Here is a 15875-nt window from a genome sequence, read left to right on the forward strand (position 1 = left end):
AGTAACGTAATTGACGGAGAGGCCGCTCCCCCCGTGGCGGCCTCTCCATTATTCTGTGCGCGCCGCCACACCGTCGGTGCCCGCCGGGTCCATCGGGTGCCGCAGCCCCGGATGACCGGCCGGCAGCGAGCGCCGGATCACCACCCAGCTCCCCGCCAGCGCCGCCGCGATCAGCGGCCAGGTCAGCGCCGCCCGCGCCACGGTGAGCGCGACCACCTGCCCGTACAGCCACAGCGGGACGAACACCGCGACCCGCAGCACGTAGGTGGCGGCCCACACCCAGCTGGCCCGGCCGTACGCCCGCAGCAGCGCCGGGTCGCGCCGCCACCGGGTCCGCTGGCCCAGCGCCGTGCCGACCACCACACCCAGCAGCGGCCACCGCACCACGATGCTCACCGCCCAGGCCAGCGCGCTCGCCGTGTTGGCGGCGATCTGGAGCAGGAAGAAGTCGGCGGCCCTGCCGGTGCGCAACGCGATGAGCGCTGCCACGCAGACCGCGAGCAGCCCGACCAGCACCGAGCGGGGACGGTCGCCGCGCCGCCACCGCCAGCCGGCCACCGCCGTGCCGGTCAGCACCGCCGCGAGCACGCCGCCGCCCAGCCCGCCGAGCACCCAGCCGAGCCCGAACGCCAGTGGCGGAAGCGTCGCGTCCACCGCCCCGCGCCGGCCGCCGAGCAGGTCGGCCAGTGACTCCGGCCGCGGCCCGTCCTCCGGTTGCCGCTGTGGCGTGCCGGTCACGCGCCACCTCCTCGAAATCGCCCGCCTCACCGTACGCCGCCGCCGATGGCGCTCCGCCGCGCGCCGGAGCGGACCTACCGTTAAGTTGTCCGGGTGCGGGAGACGGCGAGGGGTTGGACGGCAGTCTGGTTGGTCGTACTGGCCCTGATCCAGACAGCCGCGTTCGGGCTGGTGTGGCGCTTCGCCGTACACACCGAACTGGGCCAGTGGCTGGACACGGTGGCGCTCACCGGCAACCGGATCGGCCAGGACCGCATCGACGGTCCGGTGGACACGATCCTCAACGCCATGTCGGTGGTGTCGCTGCTGGCCGCGACCGCCGTGATCGGCTTCATCGCGCTGATTCGGGGGCGCAAGGCGCTCGCCGTCACCGCGACGCTGCTCATCGCAGGCGCGAACGTGACCACGCAGCTGCTCAAGTACTACCTGGTCCGTCCCGACTTCGGCATCGACCCGGAACGGGCCGCCGCCGGCAACAGCCTGCCCAGCGGTCACACCGCCGTGGCCGCCTCGGTGGCGGTCGCGCTGATCCTGGTGCTGCCGCGCAAGCTGCGGGTCGCCGGGGCGTTCCTCGGCGCCGGGTACGCCGCCGCCGCCGGCGTCGCCACGCTCTCCGCCGGCTGGCACCGGCCCAGCGACGCGGTCGCCGCGTACCTGGTGGTGGGCGCCTGGGCCGCCGCCGCCGGACTGGTGCTGCTGTTCTTCCAGCGGGAGCAGGCGGTGGTCGAGCCGGGCGACGCGCACCGGGTGGCCGGCGCCGTGCTCGGCGGCATCGGCGTGGTGGCCCTGCTGGCCTCCGCGGTGGCGCTGTCCTGGCTGGTGGACCGTTCCACCATCCCCGTCGAGGCGCTCGGCCGCCGTCCGCTGTTCATCGGGTACGCGGGCAGCGCGGCCGGCATCGTCGGCGCGATCGCCGTGGTGGCCGCGCTGGTGCTGGTCGTGGTGCACCGGCTGGTGCCCCGCTGGAAGGGCTGACCGCCGGTGCGGACCGTACGGGAGGCGTTCCGGGCCGAGTGCGAACGCCTGGAACGGGTGCTGCGCGACCTGGACGACGCGGCGCTGGACCGGCCCACCCCGTGCCCGCCCTGGCGGGTGCGTGACCTGGTCGCGCACGTGAGCACCGGAGCCGGACGCCTGGCCGGGATGCTCGCCGAACCCGCGCCGCCCCGGCCCGAGGTCGACGCCGCCGCCTACTTCGGCGCGGCCAAGTTCAGCCCGCCGGTCGACCGGGACCGCATCGACTCGGCCCGCCGGGCCGCGCGGGAGCACCCGGGCGCGGCCGAGGTGGCCGACGAGTTCGCCCGAGCCTGGCGCGCCACCGGCGAGGCGGTCGCCGCAGCGCCGCCCGGCCGGGTGGTACGCACCCGCCACGGTGACGCGATGGCGCTGCCGGAGTTCCTGCGTACCCGCGTGGTGGAGGTCGCGGTGCACGGCCTGGACCTGGCCGACGCGCTGGACGGGCCGCCGTGGCTGACCCCGGCCGCGGCGGACGTGGTGGTGGGCGTGCTCACCGGCGGCGTGCCGGTGCCGCCGGGCCTGCGGTGGGACGCGCTCACCGTGCTCCGCAAGGCCACCGGGCGGCTGCCGCTGACCGGCGACGAGCGCGCCGAGCTGACGCGGGCCGGCATCGGCCGGCTGGCCTTCGGCGGCTGACGGCTCAGCGCCCGGCGCACCGCCGCAGGTGCTCCAGCACGATCGGGTCGATCCGGGCGGGCACGAAGCGTTCCTCCAGGTTCTCCAGGCCGGTCCAGGCCGCCAGCGCGTCGTCCAGGCCGGCCGGGCCGACCGGGTGACCGGTGGCGGCGAGCAGCTCGGTCACCTCGGCCGCGAGAGGGCCGGTGAGGTCACGCAGCGTGGCCGGGTCGGGGCGGCCGAACAGCATGTGGTGGATGCCGAGCAGGCGGCGCAGCTCGGCGACCGGGTCGACGTGGTCGTCCACGCGCAGGTCCACCAGCTCGTCGCCGGTGCCGGCGTAGCCGCCGTGGCGCTGCACCACGAGCATCGCGGCGCTCTGCCGGCCGCGCCGGTCGCCGCCGGCCGCGTCACCGGCGGTGAGCGCGGCCAGCAGGCGCTGCGGGAACGGCAGGTCGTCGCGGGCCAGCCAGGCGTCGCGCAGCGCGTCGATCACCTGCGGGCCGGTCAGGATGTTGCCCTGCGCGGCCCAGCCGTCGCCGGCCTGCCCGCCGGCCCACGGGTGGCAGCGCGGCCCGGTCCAGGTCGCCCCGTCACCGGTCGCCCCCACCACGGCGAGCTGCCTGTCGTCGCGGCCGGGATCGGCGGCGACCAGCCCGGCCACCGCGTCGCCGGCGGTGACGCCGGTACGCAGCAGCGCGAGCGCCTGCGCCCGGTAGGCGAGGTTGGCGTGCGCCTGGGTGGCGACCGCGCCCACCAGTGCCTCGGCCGCAGGCACCAGCGCCCCGGCGGCGAGGAACCGGCTGGCCACCGCCACCCCGTACAGGTGCCCGTCGGCGGAGCGGGCGACGAGCGAGAAGGTCACGCGCGGATCGTAGCCCGGTCGCGGTGTGCCGCACCGGCGTCGCCGCTCAGAACGGCGTCGCCGCCTCCTCCGGCGGGCGGCCCCAGGCGCGGCGCGCGTCGGCCACCGCCACCGCCGTCAGGACCACCGCGGCGAGGATCGCCGCGACCAGCGGCGCGAGGCGCACCAGCAGCGGTACGGGCAGCAGCAGCGCGGCGATCCCCACCAGCCGGGACGGGGAGACACGGCCGAACACCTCGTACTCGAAGCGGGCCCGGCCGGCCAGGAACACGGCCGGCCCGCCGAGGACCACGGCCATCCACGGCAGCTCGTTGTGCCCGGCCGGGTGCTCGATGACCAGTTCGTAGCCGATCGCGGTGGCGACCACCCCGATCACCATGACCAGGTGGGTGTCGGCGGCGGACCGCCCGATGGTGGCCGGGTGCGCGGCCCGGGTCACCGCCTCCCCGAGGATCTGCCCGGCCCGCTGCACGTAGATCCGCCACAGCAGCACCGAGGTCGCCAGCGCGACGGCGAACGCGACGACCATGCCCGGGCTGGTGGAGGAGCGGGTGAACGACAGGCCGGCGAGCAGGATCGTCTCGCCGAGCGCGACCAGGAAGATCTGCTGGTAGCGCTCGGCCAGGTGCTCGCCGTGGATGTCCCACCGGGACACCGTCGAGCGGCCCAGGCCCGGCAGCGGCCAGCCGAACCGGGCGGCGAGGTACTCCAGCAGCAGCGCCGTGGTCCACAGCACCACCCGGGCGCTGCCCGGCAGCAGCGCGCCGGCCAGCCAGAGCACACCCGTGGCGCAGAACGTGATCAGCATGCGCAGCTTGAGCCGCCGGTACTGCTGCTTGTGCAGCACCAGCACGAGGATCGCCGGCCGGCTCACCTGGGCCACCACGTACGCGGTGGCGAAGATCAGGCCGCTGTGGCTGAACGCGCGCGGGATCGCCACCCCCATCACCATCGCCGAGATCAACGCGGTGATCACGATGACCTGCAACCACAGGTGGTGCGGGTCGTAGCGGCTGGTCGTCCACGCCGTGCCCTGCCACACGGCCCAGAGCGCGAGCAGCAACAGCAGCGTCTTGCCGCCGCCGGTCACCGCCGACCAGCCGGTCTGCCCGCCCTCCAGCACCAGGTCCTCGAAGGCGCGTGCCGAGATCCGGGTCAGCGCGAACACGTACACCAGGTCGAAGAACAGCTCCAGGAACGTGGCCCGGTCGGGTCCGCCGCCGGACGAGCGCAGCGCGGTCGGCTCGGCGGTCCTCACCGCCGGGCCCCGTCCCCGGTCCGACTCATGCGGCAGTCGTAACACTCTTTCCCGGCGTCTCGGTGCGGATCACCCATATCCGCCTGGATCTTGCTCCGGGCGGTGCTGGACGGGCACCATCGACGGGTGACGAACCGATGGGGCATGACCGTGCCGCTGGGCGGTATCCCGCTCGCCGACCACGCCGCCGTCTACGCGGCTCTGGACGACGCCGGGTTCACCGACGTCTGGTCGTCGGAGGTGGCCGGCGCGGACGCGTTCACCCCGCTGGCCCTGGCCGCCGCGTGGTCGCCGCGGCTGCGCCTCGGCACCGCGATCACGCCGGTGTTCACCCGAGGACCGGGACTGCTCGCGATGAGCGCCGCCGCGCTGGCCGAGGCCGCGCCGGGCCGCTTCGCGCTCGGCGTCGGCGCCTCGTCGCCGGTGCTGGTGCGGGACTGGAACGCGATCGGATTCGACGAGCCGTTCAAGCGGACCCGGGACGTGCTGCGCTTCCTGCGGGCCGCGTTGCGCGGCGAGACAGTCGACGGCGCGTTCGACACGTTCGCGGTCCGGCGGTTCACGCTCGAGCGGCCGCCCAGCGTGCCGCCACCGGTCCTGCTGGCCGCGCTGCGCCCCGGCATGCTGCGCCTGGCCGCCGCCGAGGCCGACGGGGTGATCCTCAACTGGCTGGCCGCCGACGACGTGCCGACCGCGCTCGCCGAGGTGGGCGAGCGGCGGCCCGGCTTCGACGTGGCCGCCCGCATCTTCGTCTGCCCCACCGAGGACACCGCGTACGCCCGTGCGCTGGGCCGCCGCATGATCACCGGCTACCTCACGGTGCCCGCGTACGCCGCTTTCCACAGGTGGCTGGGCCGCCAGGACTCGCTCGGCCCGATGTGGGAGGCGTGGGCCGCGGGGGACCGGCGGGGCGCCTCCGCCGCCGTGCCGGACGAGGTGGTCGACGCGCTGGTGCTGCACGGCTCGCCCGAGCAGTGCGTGGCGGCCGTCCGCCGGTACGCCGACAACGGCGTCGACGTACCGGTCATCGCGGTGCTGCCCACGCCGGAGATCACCGAGGGCGGCGCGGCGGCCTGGATGGACCTGCTGCCCCGGCTCGCCCCCGGAAAGGCGGCCTGAGATGAACCTGACCGACCGGGTGGTGGTGATCACCGGCGGGGCCGGTGGGATCGGGGCGGCGCTGGGCCGACGGTTCGCCGCCGAGGGCGCCGCCGCGATCGTCCTGGCCGACCTGGCCGCCGACGCGGCCCGCGCCGCAGCCGACGCGATCGGCCCGGTGGCGAGCGGCGTCGGGCTCGACGTCACCGACGAGGCGGCGGTACGCGCGCTCGTCGAGGAGACCGAGCGCCGCCACGGCCGGATCGACCTGTTCTGCGCCAACGCGGGCGTCGCCACCGGCGGCGGCATCGACGCGCCCGACGCGGACTGGGACCGGGCGTGGCGGGTGAACGTGCTCGGGCACCTGCACAGCGCCCGCGCGGTGCTGCCGGGAATGCTCAGCCGGGGCCAGGGGCACCTGCTGCTCACCTGCTCGGCGGCGGGTGTGCTCACTGCGGTCGGGGACGCCCCGTACACCGCCACCAAGCACGCCGCCGTGGGTCTCGCCGAGTGGCTGGCGATCACCTACCGGGACGCCGGCATCCGGGTCAGCGCGCTGTGCCCGCAGGGCGTGGACACCCCGATGCTCGCCGACGGCCTCGCCGAGGGGCACCTGGGCGCCCGGGTGATCGCCGCGTCCGGGGCGATCCTCACGCCGGACCAGGTCGCCGACGTGGTCGTGGCCGGGCTGGCCGAGGAACGGTTCCTGATCCTGCCGCACCCCGAGGTGGCCGACTACGCCCGCCGCCGCGCCGAGGACCCGGACGGCTGGCAGGCCGGGCTGCGCAAGCTCGTCCGGAAGTTGCGCGCCGCCGACCGCTGAGCCCGGCCGTCGCGGCGGTTCCCTCGGGCGTGGCGGGCAGCACCGCGGCAGCGGGCCGCGCGCCGAGGCCCGGCCGGTCCGGTCAGCGGCGCCACCGCAGCGGCCCCGGGTGGACCGTCCACAACAGTCGCCCCCACCGGGAGCGGGCCGAGCGCAGCGCGTCGCCGAAGCCCTGGCTCAGCCGTGCGGCCCGCTCCGCCTGTTCCGGCGTGACACTGCCCGGCGCGAATCCCGCCTGGTTGAGCAGGGCGGCCAGCTCGTCGACCGCCGCCTCGTCCGGGCCGCCGACCGCCGCGCTGTCCCCGGCCCGGTCCGTGGGTGCGGCCGCGCCGTTCCCGGGCCGGTCCGTGGGACCGGCCGCGCCGTCCCCGGGCCGGTCCGTCGGTCCGGCCGCGCCCTCTCCGGACCGCGCCGCGCGGGCCTCGACGAGCGTGCGGCGGGCCCGCTCGGCCACCTCCGCCGCCGCCAGGTCCGGCCCCGCCGGGTGCCCGGCCAGGCGCAGCGCGTCGGTCAGCTCCCGCCACGCGCCCGCGACCCGCTCGCCCGGGTCGGCGGCGTCCAGACGGGAGCGGGTCAACCGGCGACGCGCCGCGTACAGGGCGGCCAGCACCGCGCCGACCAGCAACGCCAGCCCGCCCACGCCGCCGCCGACCAGAACCGGCGTGCCGAGCCCGCCCTCGTTCCGGCCGGGCGCGGGCGCGGCGGCCGGGGGCGTGACGCTCGGCTCCTCGGTGGGCGCCGGCACCTCCGACGGCGGCGGGTCCTCCGGCTGCGGCCGGAAGTCCTCCTCCACCGGGCGGGGCTCCTCATCCGGACGGGGCATCGGGTCGAACGGCACCCAGCCGACACCGTCGAACAGTACCTCCGGCCAGGCGTACGCATCGGCGGCCCGCACCGGACCGTCGCCCTTGGGCTCGAACCCGACCACCACCCGGGTGGGCAGCCCGGCGAGGCGGCCGAGCACCGCGAACGCGGCGGCGAACTGCTCCGAGGTGCCCCGCTGCCCGCCGCCGTTACGCGGTCCGAACAGGAAGAACGCCAGGTTCGGGTACGCGTGCCCGCTGGGCGCGTCGGCTGTCACCCGGTAGTGCTCGGCCAGGAACGTCGCGATCGCGTCGGCGCGCGCGTACGGGGCGCCGTTCGACTCGGCGAGCTGGGTGGCGAGCCGGCGCACCGGCTCCGGCGCCCCGTCCGCCACCCGCAGCACCCGGGCCACCTCGTCCCCGGCGGGCACGTTCGCCGTGGGCAGCAGGTTCGCGTCCGGGCGCTCCCGCACCGACGACACCTCGTACCGCAGCCCCGGCGCGAGCCCTTCCGGGCGGATCAGTGTCCCGGTCGCCGGGTCGTACGCCACCCGCGCGCCCGTCACCTCGCGCGGCGTGGGCACCGCCGGCAGCAGCCGCCCGGTCAGGTCGCCGACGGTGATCTCCTGGCGCACCTCGTCGGTGGCCGCGTCCGGGGCCGGCTCGGCGGCGGGCAGGATCCGCCCCGCGTTGCGGTACGTGGCGCCGACCCGCCAGGTCACCCCGTCGTAGTCGCTGAGCACCGCCAGCCGGATCCGCGGCGACCCGCCGTCACCCGCGCCCGCAACCGTGCGCACGTCGAGCAGCCGCTGGTCCGGGTTCAGCGCCCACCCGGAGATCCGGATCAGCGGGTTCTCGTCCAGCGACTCCACCCGGGGCGGCTCCACGTAGCGGCGCGGGTCGACCGGCCGCTCGTCGACCTGGGCGGCCACCACCGGGGCGAGCAGCGCCGCCAGCGCCACCACCACTGCCAGCCCGGCCGCGCTCGCCGCCACCAGACGCAGCCGCACCGCCGCGCGTACCGCAGGAGTGAGACCGGCGACCGGATCGGGCGCCGGACCGTCGCGGCGCGCGGGCGTCGCCAGGCCGGCCGCCGCGACCGCCGCGAACAGCACCGTCGGGCCGATCGCCGGATCCGCGTTCGGCCCGACCACATAGAGCGCGCCGGCGTACAGCAGCGCCGGCGGCAGGTAACCCAGCAGCACCCGCCCGGCCCGCAGCGCCACCTCGGCGGCGGTCAGCCCGGCCAGCCACGCCGCGACCACCGGCACCAGCACCGTGTCCGGCGCCGGCTCGACCGGGATCATCGCGGTGAGCAGCCGCGGGATCGCGTTGCGGGCAGCGTCGGCGGCCACCTCGCCGAGCCCGCCCGGCAGCGCCGCGTGCGCGGCGGCCAGCCGCAGCGACAGCAGCGTCCACCCGGCCAGCGCGGCCACCGACAGCGGCGCCACCAGCCAGGACGGCAGCCGCCGCGCGGCCACGCTGACCAGCACCGACCCGGCCGCCGCACCGGCCATGAGCCGGGCCGGCAGCGGGTCCGCGTACACCCGGCCCAGCACCACGCCGCAGAGCGCGACCAGCACGATCAGCGCGACCGGGACCGGCACGGCCCGCAACGCCCGGACCGCCGCCTGCGTCCGCGGCGTCACCACCGGCGGACCCCGTCCCACTCGGCGGCGAACGCCGCGCCGTCCGCGGCGTCCAGGACCGTGAGGCCCGCCGCGCCGGCCGCCGTCGGCCCGTCCGCGCCGAACATCCCGACCACCACCGAGGGGTACGCGCCGCGCAGCGCGCCGACGTGCCCCAGGTCGTCGCGGCCGCCCGGCCCGGTCAGGAAGACGAGCGTGTCGCCGAGCCGGTCCCGGCGCAGCCGCCCGGTCGCGGCGGGCAGCACGTCCGGCCCGGCGTCCGCCAGCTCCACCGCGGCGAGCCGGTCCAGCGGCCCGGCCGCCCCGGCGGGCTCTACCTCGGCCGGTACGACGAGCAGCATCTGCACCGGCAGGTCCTCCCGCACCGCGGCGGCCACCACCGACGCCGCCGCCTCGCACGCCGCCTCGAACGACTCCGCGACACCGCCCGCGCGGTCCGGGTGCGCCGGCGCACGGTTGTCCAGCACCACCACCAGGCGCGGCAGGCTGGTGTCCATGTTCTCCCGCACCATCAGCTCACCCACCCGGGCGCTGGTGCGCCAGTGCACGCGGCGCAACTCGTCGCCCACCACGTACTCCCGCAGCGAGTCGAACGTGATCGACCCGTGCGGCACGCTGTCGGTGCGCCCGTCCAGGCTGCGCCCGGCACCGGTGGGTACCGCGGAGAGCGGGTGGATGCGTGGGTGCACCCACACCGGCACCGTGCCGCCGTAGCCGCGCGCCAATGCCACCAGGCCCAGCGGATCCCGGCGCACCACCCGCAGCGGCCCCACCGGCACCACCCCACGCCGGTGCGTCGGCACGTCGTACCGCACCACAGTGTCCCGGCCCGGACGCAACCGCAGCAGCGGCACCGGCACCAGCGCCCCGGCGCAGCGGTCCTCGGCCACCAGGTTCGCCGCCCGCAGCCGCCCGCTGTTTCGCACCGTCAGCTCCATCGCCGCCGGCTCACCCCGGGCCACCCGGTCCGGGTCGGCCCGCCGCTGAACGCTCAGCCGGGGCCGCCAGGCCGCGTTCACCACGGCGTAGCCGACCGCCACCGCGGCCGCCGCGCCGAGCACCGTCAGCTCCGGGTACGCGTAGCGGAACCCCACGCCGAGCAGCACCAGGGCGGCGACGAGCAGCCCGATGCCACGGGCGGTGATCCCCACGCTCAGCCGTGCACCGCTGTGGCCTGGCCCGACGGCAGCGGCACCGGCACCGACGCGACCGCCTGCCGCAGCACCTCGGCGGGCGTGACACCCCGCACCTGCGCGTCCGGGGTGAGCAGCAGCCGGTGCGCGAACACCGGCTCGACGAGCGCCTTCAGGTCCTCCGGCATGATCCAGCCCCGACCGTCGATGAGCGCGTACGCGCACGCCGCCCGGGTCAGCGCGATCACCCCGCGCGGGCTCACCCCGACCCGCACCTGCGGATGGGTACGCGTCGCCGCGGCCAGCCGCACCGCGTACGCGTAGAGCGGCTCGGCGATGTGCACCCGCCGGGCCATCTTCACCATCTCGCCCACGGTGGCGGTGTCGGTGACGGCGGTCAGCGAGTCGGGGGAGCGGACCGTGGCGCCGCGCAGCACCTCCACCTCGACCGCCTCGTCCGGGTAGCCGACCGACAGCTTCACCAGGAACCGGTCGAGCTGGGCCTCGGGCAGCCGGTAGGTGCCGTCCATCTCCACCGGGTTCTGCGTGGCCACCACCAGGAACGGTTGCGGCACCGGATGCCGTACGCCGTCCACCGTGACCGTCCGCTCCTCCATGACCTCCAGCAGCGCCGACTGCGTCTTCGGCGACGCCCTGTTGATCTCGTCGGCGATCACGATGTTGGCGAACACCGGCCCCGGGTGGAACTCGAAGCCCCGGCTGGCCTGGTTGAAGATGGTCACCCCCGACACGTCGGAGGGGAGCAGGTCCGGCGTGAACTGGATGCGCCGCCACTGCCCCTTCACCGTCGCCGCGACGGCACGGGCCAACGTGGTCTTGCCCACGCCCGGCACGTCCTCCAGCAGCACGTGCCCCTGCGCGAACAGCGCGGTCAGCGCCAGCCGCACCACCTGCGGCTTACCCAGCACGACCGCGTTGACGTTGTCGGCCAGCCGGGCGGCCAGGGCGGCGAAGCCCTGCACCTCCGGCTGGCTCAGCGGTTCGTGCGTGTTCACGGATGCGCCTCTCGGACGGTGCGGTCAGCAGGCGGGCAGCACGTTGAGGTCGTCGCCGCCCTCCAGGTTGAGCCAGGCCCACGGGATGTACGTCTTGCCCTTGTACTCCACCTGGACCCACCAGGTGCTCTGCTTGTTGTTGTTGTAGATCCAGGCGTCCACGTCCTCGCCCTTCACCTTGCAGTACGTGCGCAGCCGCCGGCCGTCCGGCACCCAGCCGGCCTGCCGGTCGTTGTCCTGCCGCGGGACCTCGAAGATCTCGTTGCCGTTGCGGCCCGGCACGTCCTTGTCGCAGTACGTCCGCTGGTCGCCGTCCGGACCGTTCTTGCAGGTGGCGACGCCGTACACCGGGTCGGTGGTCTGCGCGCGCGAAGCGGTGCCCTTACCGGCGGCGTTTGATGCGGTCAGCGTCACCGTATACGCGGTCCCCGGCGTCAGCCCGGTCACCCGCAGGCTGGAACAGCTTCCGCTCGCCGTCTTCCCGCCGGTCGCCGCCGTGCAGGAGGCGCGCCCGCCGCCCGCGTCCACAGTGAACGTCACAGTCACCGACGTGGCGTCCGCCGACGAGCCGGTCACCGTGATCCGGGGCTCGGCCACCGTCCGCGCGGTGGTGCTCGCCTCCGGTCCCGGCCCGGCCTCGTTCACGGCCTTGACCTTCACCGTCACGTTCTGCCCGTTGCCCAGCCCACCCACGGTGGCCCGCACGTCGGTCACCTCGACGGACTTCCCGGCCGCCTCCACCACGTACTTCGTCACCGGCCGGCCGTTGTCCACCGCCGGGGACCACTGCACCGCGATCGTGCCCGGCTGGTCGGCGACAGTCGACGCGCGCAGCTCGGTCGGTGCCTTCGGCGTGGTGAACGGCACCACAGTGTTGCTCACCGGCGACGCCTTCGACCCGGCGCCCTTGTCGCTCACCGCGGTCACCGTGAACGCGTACTGGGTGCCGTACTCCAGTTGCCCGGCCGGCACCACCAGCTCCGTCTTCGCCGACTCGCCGGCCGGGGCGCTCGCACCCGCCGAGGTCGCCGTCACCGCGTACTTCGCGATCGTGTTGCCCTGGCCGTCGGCCTCGGGCCAGCTCACCCGCACCGTGCCGTCCGGCCGCGCCTCGGCGGTCACCGACGCCGGCGGGTCCGGCACCTCGGCGGTCGGCACCACCGGGTTGCTGCGCCGCGGCGGCCCCTCACCCTTGGCGTTCACCGCGTGCACCGAGAACGTGTACGTCTCACCGTTGGTCAGGCCGGTGACCTCCAGGGCACGCTGGTTCGCGCCGACCTGGTGGGTCTGACCGGCGCCCTCCACCACGTACCGGGTGATCTCGGCGCCGTTCGACGCGGCGGCCTGCCAGCTCACCCGCGCCGACGCGTCACCGGCGGCGGCCGTCACCGACTTCGGCGCACCCGGCTTGGACACCTTCGGCTTCTTCGGCGGGGGCGGCGGCGGAGCCACCGGCGGCGGGTCGCCGCCCAGCACGTCGTTGGCGTACTTGTCGACCTCACGCACCTGGTTGCGGTCGTCGACCACCTGCGCGGTGGACGAGTCCGGCGGGTTGATGAACAGGTGGTTCTCGCGCACCTCCAGCTCGACCGGGCCGGGCCGGCCGGAGCCCTTGACGGTCTGCACGAGCTGACCCTCGGCGTCGAAGGCGTACACCGTGCCGGTGGTCTCGTCGGCGCAGTAGAACCGGCCCGCCCAGGCCACCGCCGGGCTCAGCCGCGCGCCGGTGCCGGGCACCGTGAACCGCTTCACCTCGCGGCTGTCCCGCACCACGTGCACCGACCGGTCACCGGGGACCGTGACCGGCACCTGCGGCCCGCTGGTACGCGTCGGCAGGTTCCCCGGCGCGGTCATGCTCAGCTCCGCCCGCTGGGTCTGACCGCCGACCACAGTGACCAGCGACGCCGAGGTACGGTCCAGCACCGCCACACCCTCGTCCAGCGTGGACACCACCAGCTCGTGCGCCGGCTCGGCCACGTCGTACGTCTCGACCCGCTTCGGGCTGAGCCCCGCGGACGGTGCGTCACCCGGCGTCTCCGGCAGCTCGGCGGCGGTCACAGCCGAGACGGTGCCCTCGCTCGGCACCGCGACCCACAGCTTGCCGGCACCGTCGAACGTGCCACCGGTGATGCCCGGCGGGTAGCGCACCGGCTCACCCACCGGCGTCAGCGCCCGCGGGTCGAGCTGCCGGACGATGCCCTGCACCGCGTCCACCACGAACGCGGAATCCTCGTGCAGCGCCACGCTCACCCCGAACCCCGGCGCGGTCGGCGTCGTCGCGGTGATCTGCAGCGTCGCCAGATCCAGCGAGCTGACCCGGCCGGTGTTGAGATCGCGCAGGATCAGCAGCCGGTCGGTCTGCGCCACCTGCATCTGGTGCCGCCGCCCACCCGGCACCTCCATCCGGGTGTCCACCCGCGCGGTGACACCGTTGACCCGGGCCAGCTCACTGCGGGTGGTGCTCCACAACCAGGACGACGCGTCGAAGCTCGCCACCGCGTTGTCGGCCGCGCCCAGCCCGAGCACCGTGAGGCCCATCGCGGCCAGCAGCGCGGCCACCGTGCCGATGGTGACCAGCCCGCCCCGCATCCGCGACCGTGGACGAGCCTGCTCCGGCCCGGTGCCCGTGACGTCCTCGATGGTGGTCACTGCCGGCTGCCTCCCCGTGTCGGTGGGAGAGAGACGCCGAGCACGGCCGACCCTCCCCAGAGCCGGGAGCCATCATAGGTGCCGTCCGGAGCCGGTGAAACCCGCACCGTCCTCCTGTGGACACCGAGCGTGTCGTCCGTGGACGCTCAGTTCGGCGTGCCGCCGCCCTCCCGGTCCGTGCAGACCTGACCCGAAGTGGCGTACGAATCGGTCGAGTAGACAGCCAGCACCGTGAAGCAGTAGTCCAGCTTCGCGCTCAGCCCGTTCACCGTGTACCGGGTCTGTCCGGCGTCCACAGTCGCCATCACCCCGAGCTTCTGCCCGGCCCGGCCACCCGCCACCACGAACGGCACCCCGCCGTTCGTCGGATCGGTCCAGGTCACCGTCACTGTGGTGGTGTCGTCGCGCAGCTTCAGGTCCCCCGGCGGCGGCCCGGCCACCTTCGGCGACGCGGCGCCGGACGCGGGCACGGGAGCCGGAGGCGGCGCCGCCTCCCGGTTCAGCAACACCACGCCGACGCCGACCGCCGCGACCACCGCGAGCACCGCACCCCCGACCACAAGGGCCAGCACCGTCCGGTTGCGGCCGTGCTCCGGTTCCTCCGTCTCGGGGTACGCCGCCGGCGGCTGGTGGAACATCGGCGGGGTCGCCGGCCACGCGCCCTGATCCGGCTGGGCCGGCGGCTCCGGTCGGGTGGACTCGGGGAAGTCCAGCAGGTCCTCGTAGATCGTCATCGGCCGGTTCGGCTCCGGCGCGTCCGGCTCCGGTTCGCCTGCCGCGTCGGCGGGTGCCGGCTCGTCATCCTCCGGCTCCGGGCCGGTGGGCCGGTCGACCGGCTGGGACGGGGCGGCGCTGCTCCACGGCGGCGCGACCATGCCCCACGGCGGTACGGAGGAACCGCTGACGGGTGCCGCGCTGACCGGTGCCGCGGGTGGTCCGCTGACCGGCGGTGGATAGGTGCCGGGGGGAGCGCTCACCGGTGGGTGTCCGGCGGGCGGCGCGCTGACCGGCGGTGGGTAGCCGGGTCCGGGTGGTCCGCTGATCGGCGGGCCCGGAGGGTCGCTGACGGGTGGTGCGGGTGGTCCGCCTGCCGGCGTCGGGTAGCCGGGTGCGGGTGGTGCGCTGATCGGCGGCGGATAGGCCGGTGCGGGTCCGCCGGCCGGTGGCGGGTAGCCCACTGCCGGTGCGGCGCTGACCGGCGCGGCGGGCGGGCCGCTGACCGGTGGGGGGTAGCCGCTTACCGGAACCCCGCTGACCGGGTAGCCGGCCGGTCCGCTGACCGGCTGTCCGGGAGGGCCACTGACCGGGTGCGTGGGTGGCGCGCTGACCGGCGACGTCGGGGGTGATCCGACGGGCGGTGCGCTGACCGGCGGTGCGCTGACGGGTGCTGGGTTGACGGGTGCGGCACTGACGGGCACGGCGCTGGTGGGCGGTGGGCTGATGTGGGGTGCGGCGGGCAGCGGTGCTCGGCCTGCCGGAGGCGCACCGGCGTCGGGCGTGCCGAGGGTGCCCGACGCGCCTGCGGAGGGGGCGCCCGGCTGCTTCACGCTCGCGGCGGCGTCGGTGACCGGTGCACCACCCGAGCCGCCTCCACTCGTATCCGACGGGCTCACCGGCGGTCCGCTGACCGGGGACGTGCTCAGCGGCGGCGCGCTCGCTGCGAGCGGCGCGATCATCCCGGATGAGCCGGCCGAGGGCGTGTTAGCAGGGGATTTGCTGGCCGGTGGTGCGCTGACAGGGGGTTCGTCGGCGGAAGCGGTCGCTGCGGGGTTCGCCGAAGCGTCGCGTGCTGCCTTTGCGGCGTTGCGTTCCGCCTCCTCTTCCAGCAGCGGGCCGATCTGCTGCACCTGGATCGTCGGCTTGTCCCAGCCCGGTCCACCGGGGACGGGCGGCACGGTAGTGGCGCTGGCTCTGCTCGTTTCGGTATCGGCCGGGTCCGTATCGGCAGTCCGATCCATATCGGCGGCTCGGCTCGTATCGGCGCGTGGGGAAGCGGGGACGGCCTCGGTCGTCGGTGTCGCCCGTTGGGCCGGTGCCGGTCGGGGCGCCACGGGGGGTGCCGTTGGGGTGGCAGTAGCCGCAGCGGATTCCGCCACCGGCTGGAAAACCGGCACCGGAGGCGCCGTCGAGCCCGCAGTGGTGCCCGGTGGCGGGGCGGACGGGGTCGTCCCCGGCGCGGGGACCGGAACTGCCGGCGACGGTGGCAGGACA

At 75.7% G+C, this 15875-nt stretch carries 12 protein-coding genes; 4 read left to right on the top strand and 8 right to left on the bottom strand.

The window, feature by feature from the left end:
* Positions 1-48: 48 nt before the first annotated feature.
* Complete coding sequence (locus BFV98_RS29500) at positions 49-738, bottom strand: DUF3159 domain-containing protein (RefSeq protein WP_071098514.1); 690 nt, start codon at positions 736-738, stop codon at positions 49-51.
* A gap of 93 nt (positions 739-831) precedes the next feature.
* On the opposite strand from BFV98_RS29500, the gene BFV98_RS29505 reads away from it, so the two are divergent.
* Positions 832-1713, top strand: coding sequence for a phosphatase PAP2 family protein (locus BFV98_RS29505; RefSeq protein WP_071098516.1), 882 nt, complete (start codon positions 832-834; stop codon positions 1711-1713).
* Positions 1714-1719: 6 nt separating this feature from the next.
* A complete protein-coding gene (locus BFV98_RS29510; RefSeq protein ID WP_071098518.1) occupies positions 1720-2391 on the top strand; it encodes a maleylpyruvate isomerase N-terminal domain-containing protein in 672 nt (223 codons plus the stop codon).
* 4 nt (positions 2392-2395) lie between these two features.
* Here BFV98_RS29510 and BFV98_RS29515 read toward each other — a convergent pair whose 3' ends face one another.
* Both BFV98_RS29515 and BFV98_RS29520 read right to left on the bottom strand, forming a co-directional pair.
* On the bottom strand, positions 2396-3235 hold the full coding sequence (locus BFV98_RS29515) for a DUF1028 domain-containing protein (protein ID WP_071098520.1): 840 nt from the start codon (positions 3233-3235) through the stop codon (positions 2396-2398).
* A gap of 46 nt (positions 3236-3281) precedes the next feature.
* A complete protein-coding gene (locus BFV98_RS29520) occupies positions 3282-4493 on the bottom strand; it encodes a low temperature requirement protein A (RefSeq protein WP_071098522.1) in 1212 nt (403 codons plus the stop codon).
* Between the two features lie 144 nt (positions 4494-4637).
* Between BFV98_RS29520 and BFV98_RS29525 the strand changes: the two genes are divergently transcribed.
* Both BFV98_RS29525 and BFV98_RS29530 read left to right on the top strand, forming a co-directional pair.
* Positions 4638-5612 carry an LLM class F420-dependent oxidoreductase gene (locus BFV98_RS29525; protein ID WP_013287292.1) on the top strand — a complete coding sequence of 325 codons (975 nt, stop codon included), beginning with the start codon at positions 4638-4640 and terminating at the stop codon, positions 5610-5612.
* Between the two features lies 1 nt (position 5613).
* Positions 5614-6414 (top strand): SDR family oxidoreductase, encoded by an 801-nt coding sequence (locus BFV98_RS29530; RefSeq protein ID WP_013287291.1) that lies wholly within the window; start codon positions 5614-5616, stop codon positions 6412-6414.
* Positions 6415-6496: 82 nt separating this feature from the next.
* Here BFV98_RS29530 and BFV98_RS29535 read toward each other — a convergent pair whose 3' ends face one another.
* From BFV98_RS29535 to BFV98_RS29555, 5 genes are all read right to left on the bottom strand, one after another.
* Entirely contained in the window at positions 6497-8887 is a 2391-nt protein-coding gene (locus BFV98_RS29535; protein WP_071098524.1) for a transglutaminase domain-containing protein, read from the bottom strand.
* Positions 8863-10017 carry a DUF58 domain-containing protein gene (locus BFV98_RS29540; protein ID WP_071098526.1) on the bottom strand — a complete coding sequence of 385 codons (1155 nt, stop codon included), beginning with the start codon at positions 10015-10017 and terminating at the stop codon, positions 8863-8865. Before BFV98_RS29540 ends, BFV98_RS29535 begins: the two co-directional genes overlap by 25 nt.
* 2 nt (positions 10018-10019) lie before the next feature.
* Entirely contained in the window at positions 10020-11015 is a 996-nt protein-coding gene (locus tag BFV98_RS29545) for a MoxR family ATPase (protein ID WP_013287288.1), read from the bottom strand.
* 24 nt (positions 11016-11039) lie between these two features.
* On the bottom strand, positions 11040-13604 hold the full coding sequence (locus tag BFV98_RS29550) for a fibronectin type III domain-containing protein (protein WP_176921788.1): 2565 nt from the start codon (positions 13602-13604) through the stop codon (positions 11040-11042).
* Between the two features lie 206 nt (positions 13605-13810).
* Positions 13811-14641 carry a fibronectin type III domain-containing protein gene (locus BFV98_RS29555; protein ID WP_255368367.1) on the bottom strand — a complete coding sequence of 277 codons (831 nt, stop codon included), beginning with the start codon at positions 14639-14641 and terminating at the stop codon, positions 13811-13813.
* Positions 14642-15875: the final 1234 nt, after the last annotated feature.

The organism is Micromonospora sp. WMMB235 (assembly GCF_001855515.1).
GTDB lineage: Bacteria > Actinomycetota > Actinomycetes > Mycobacteriales > Micromonosporaceae > Micromonospora > Micromonospora aurantiaca.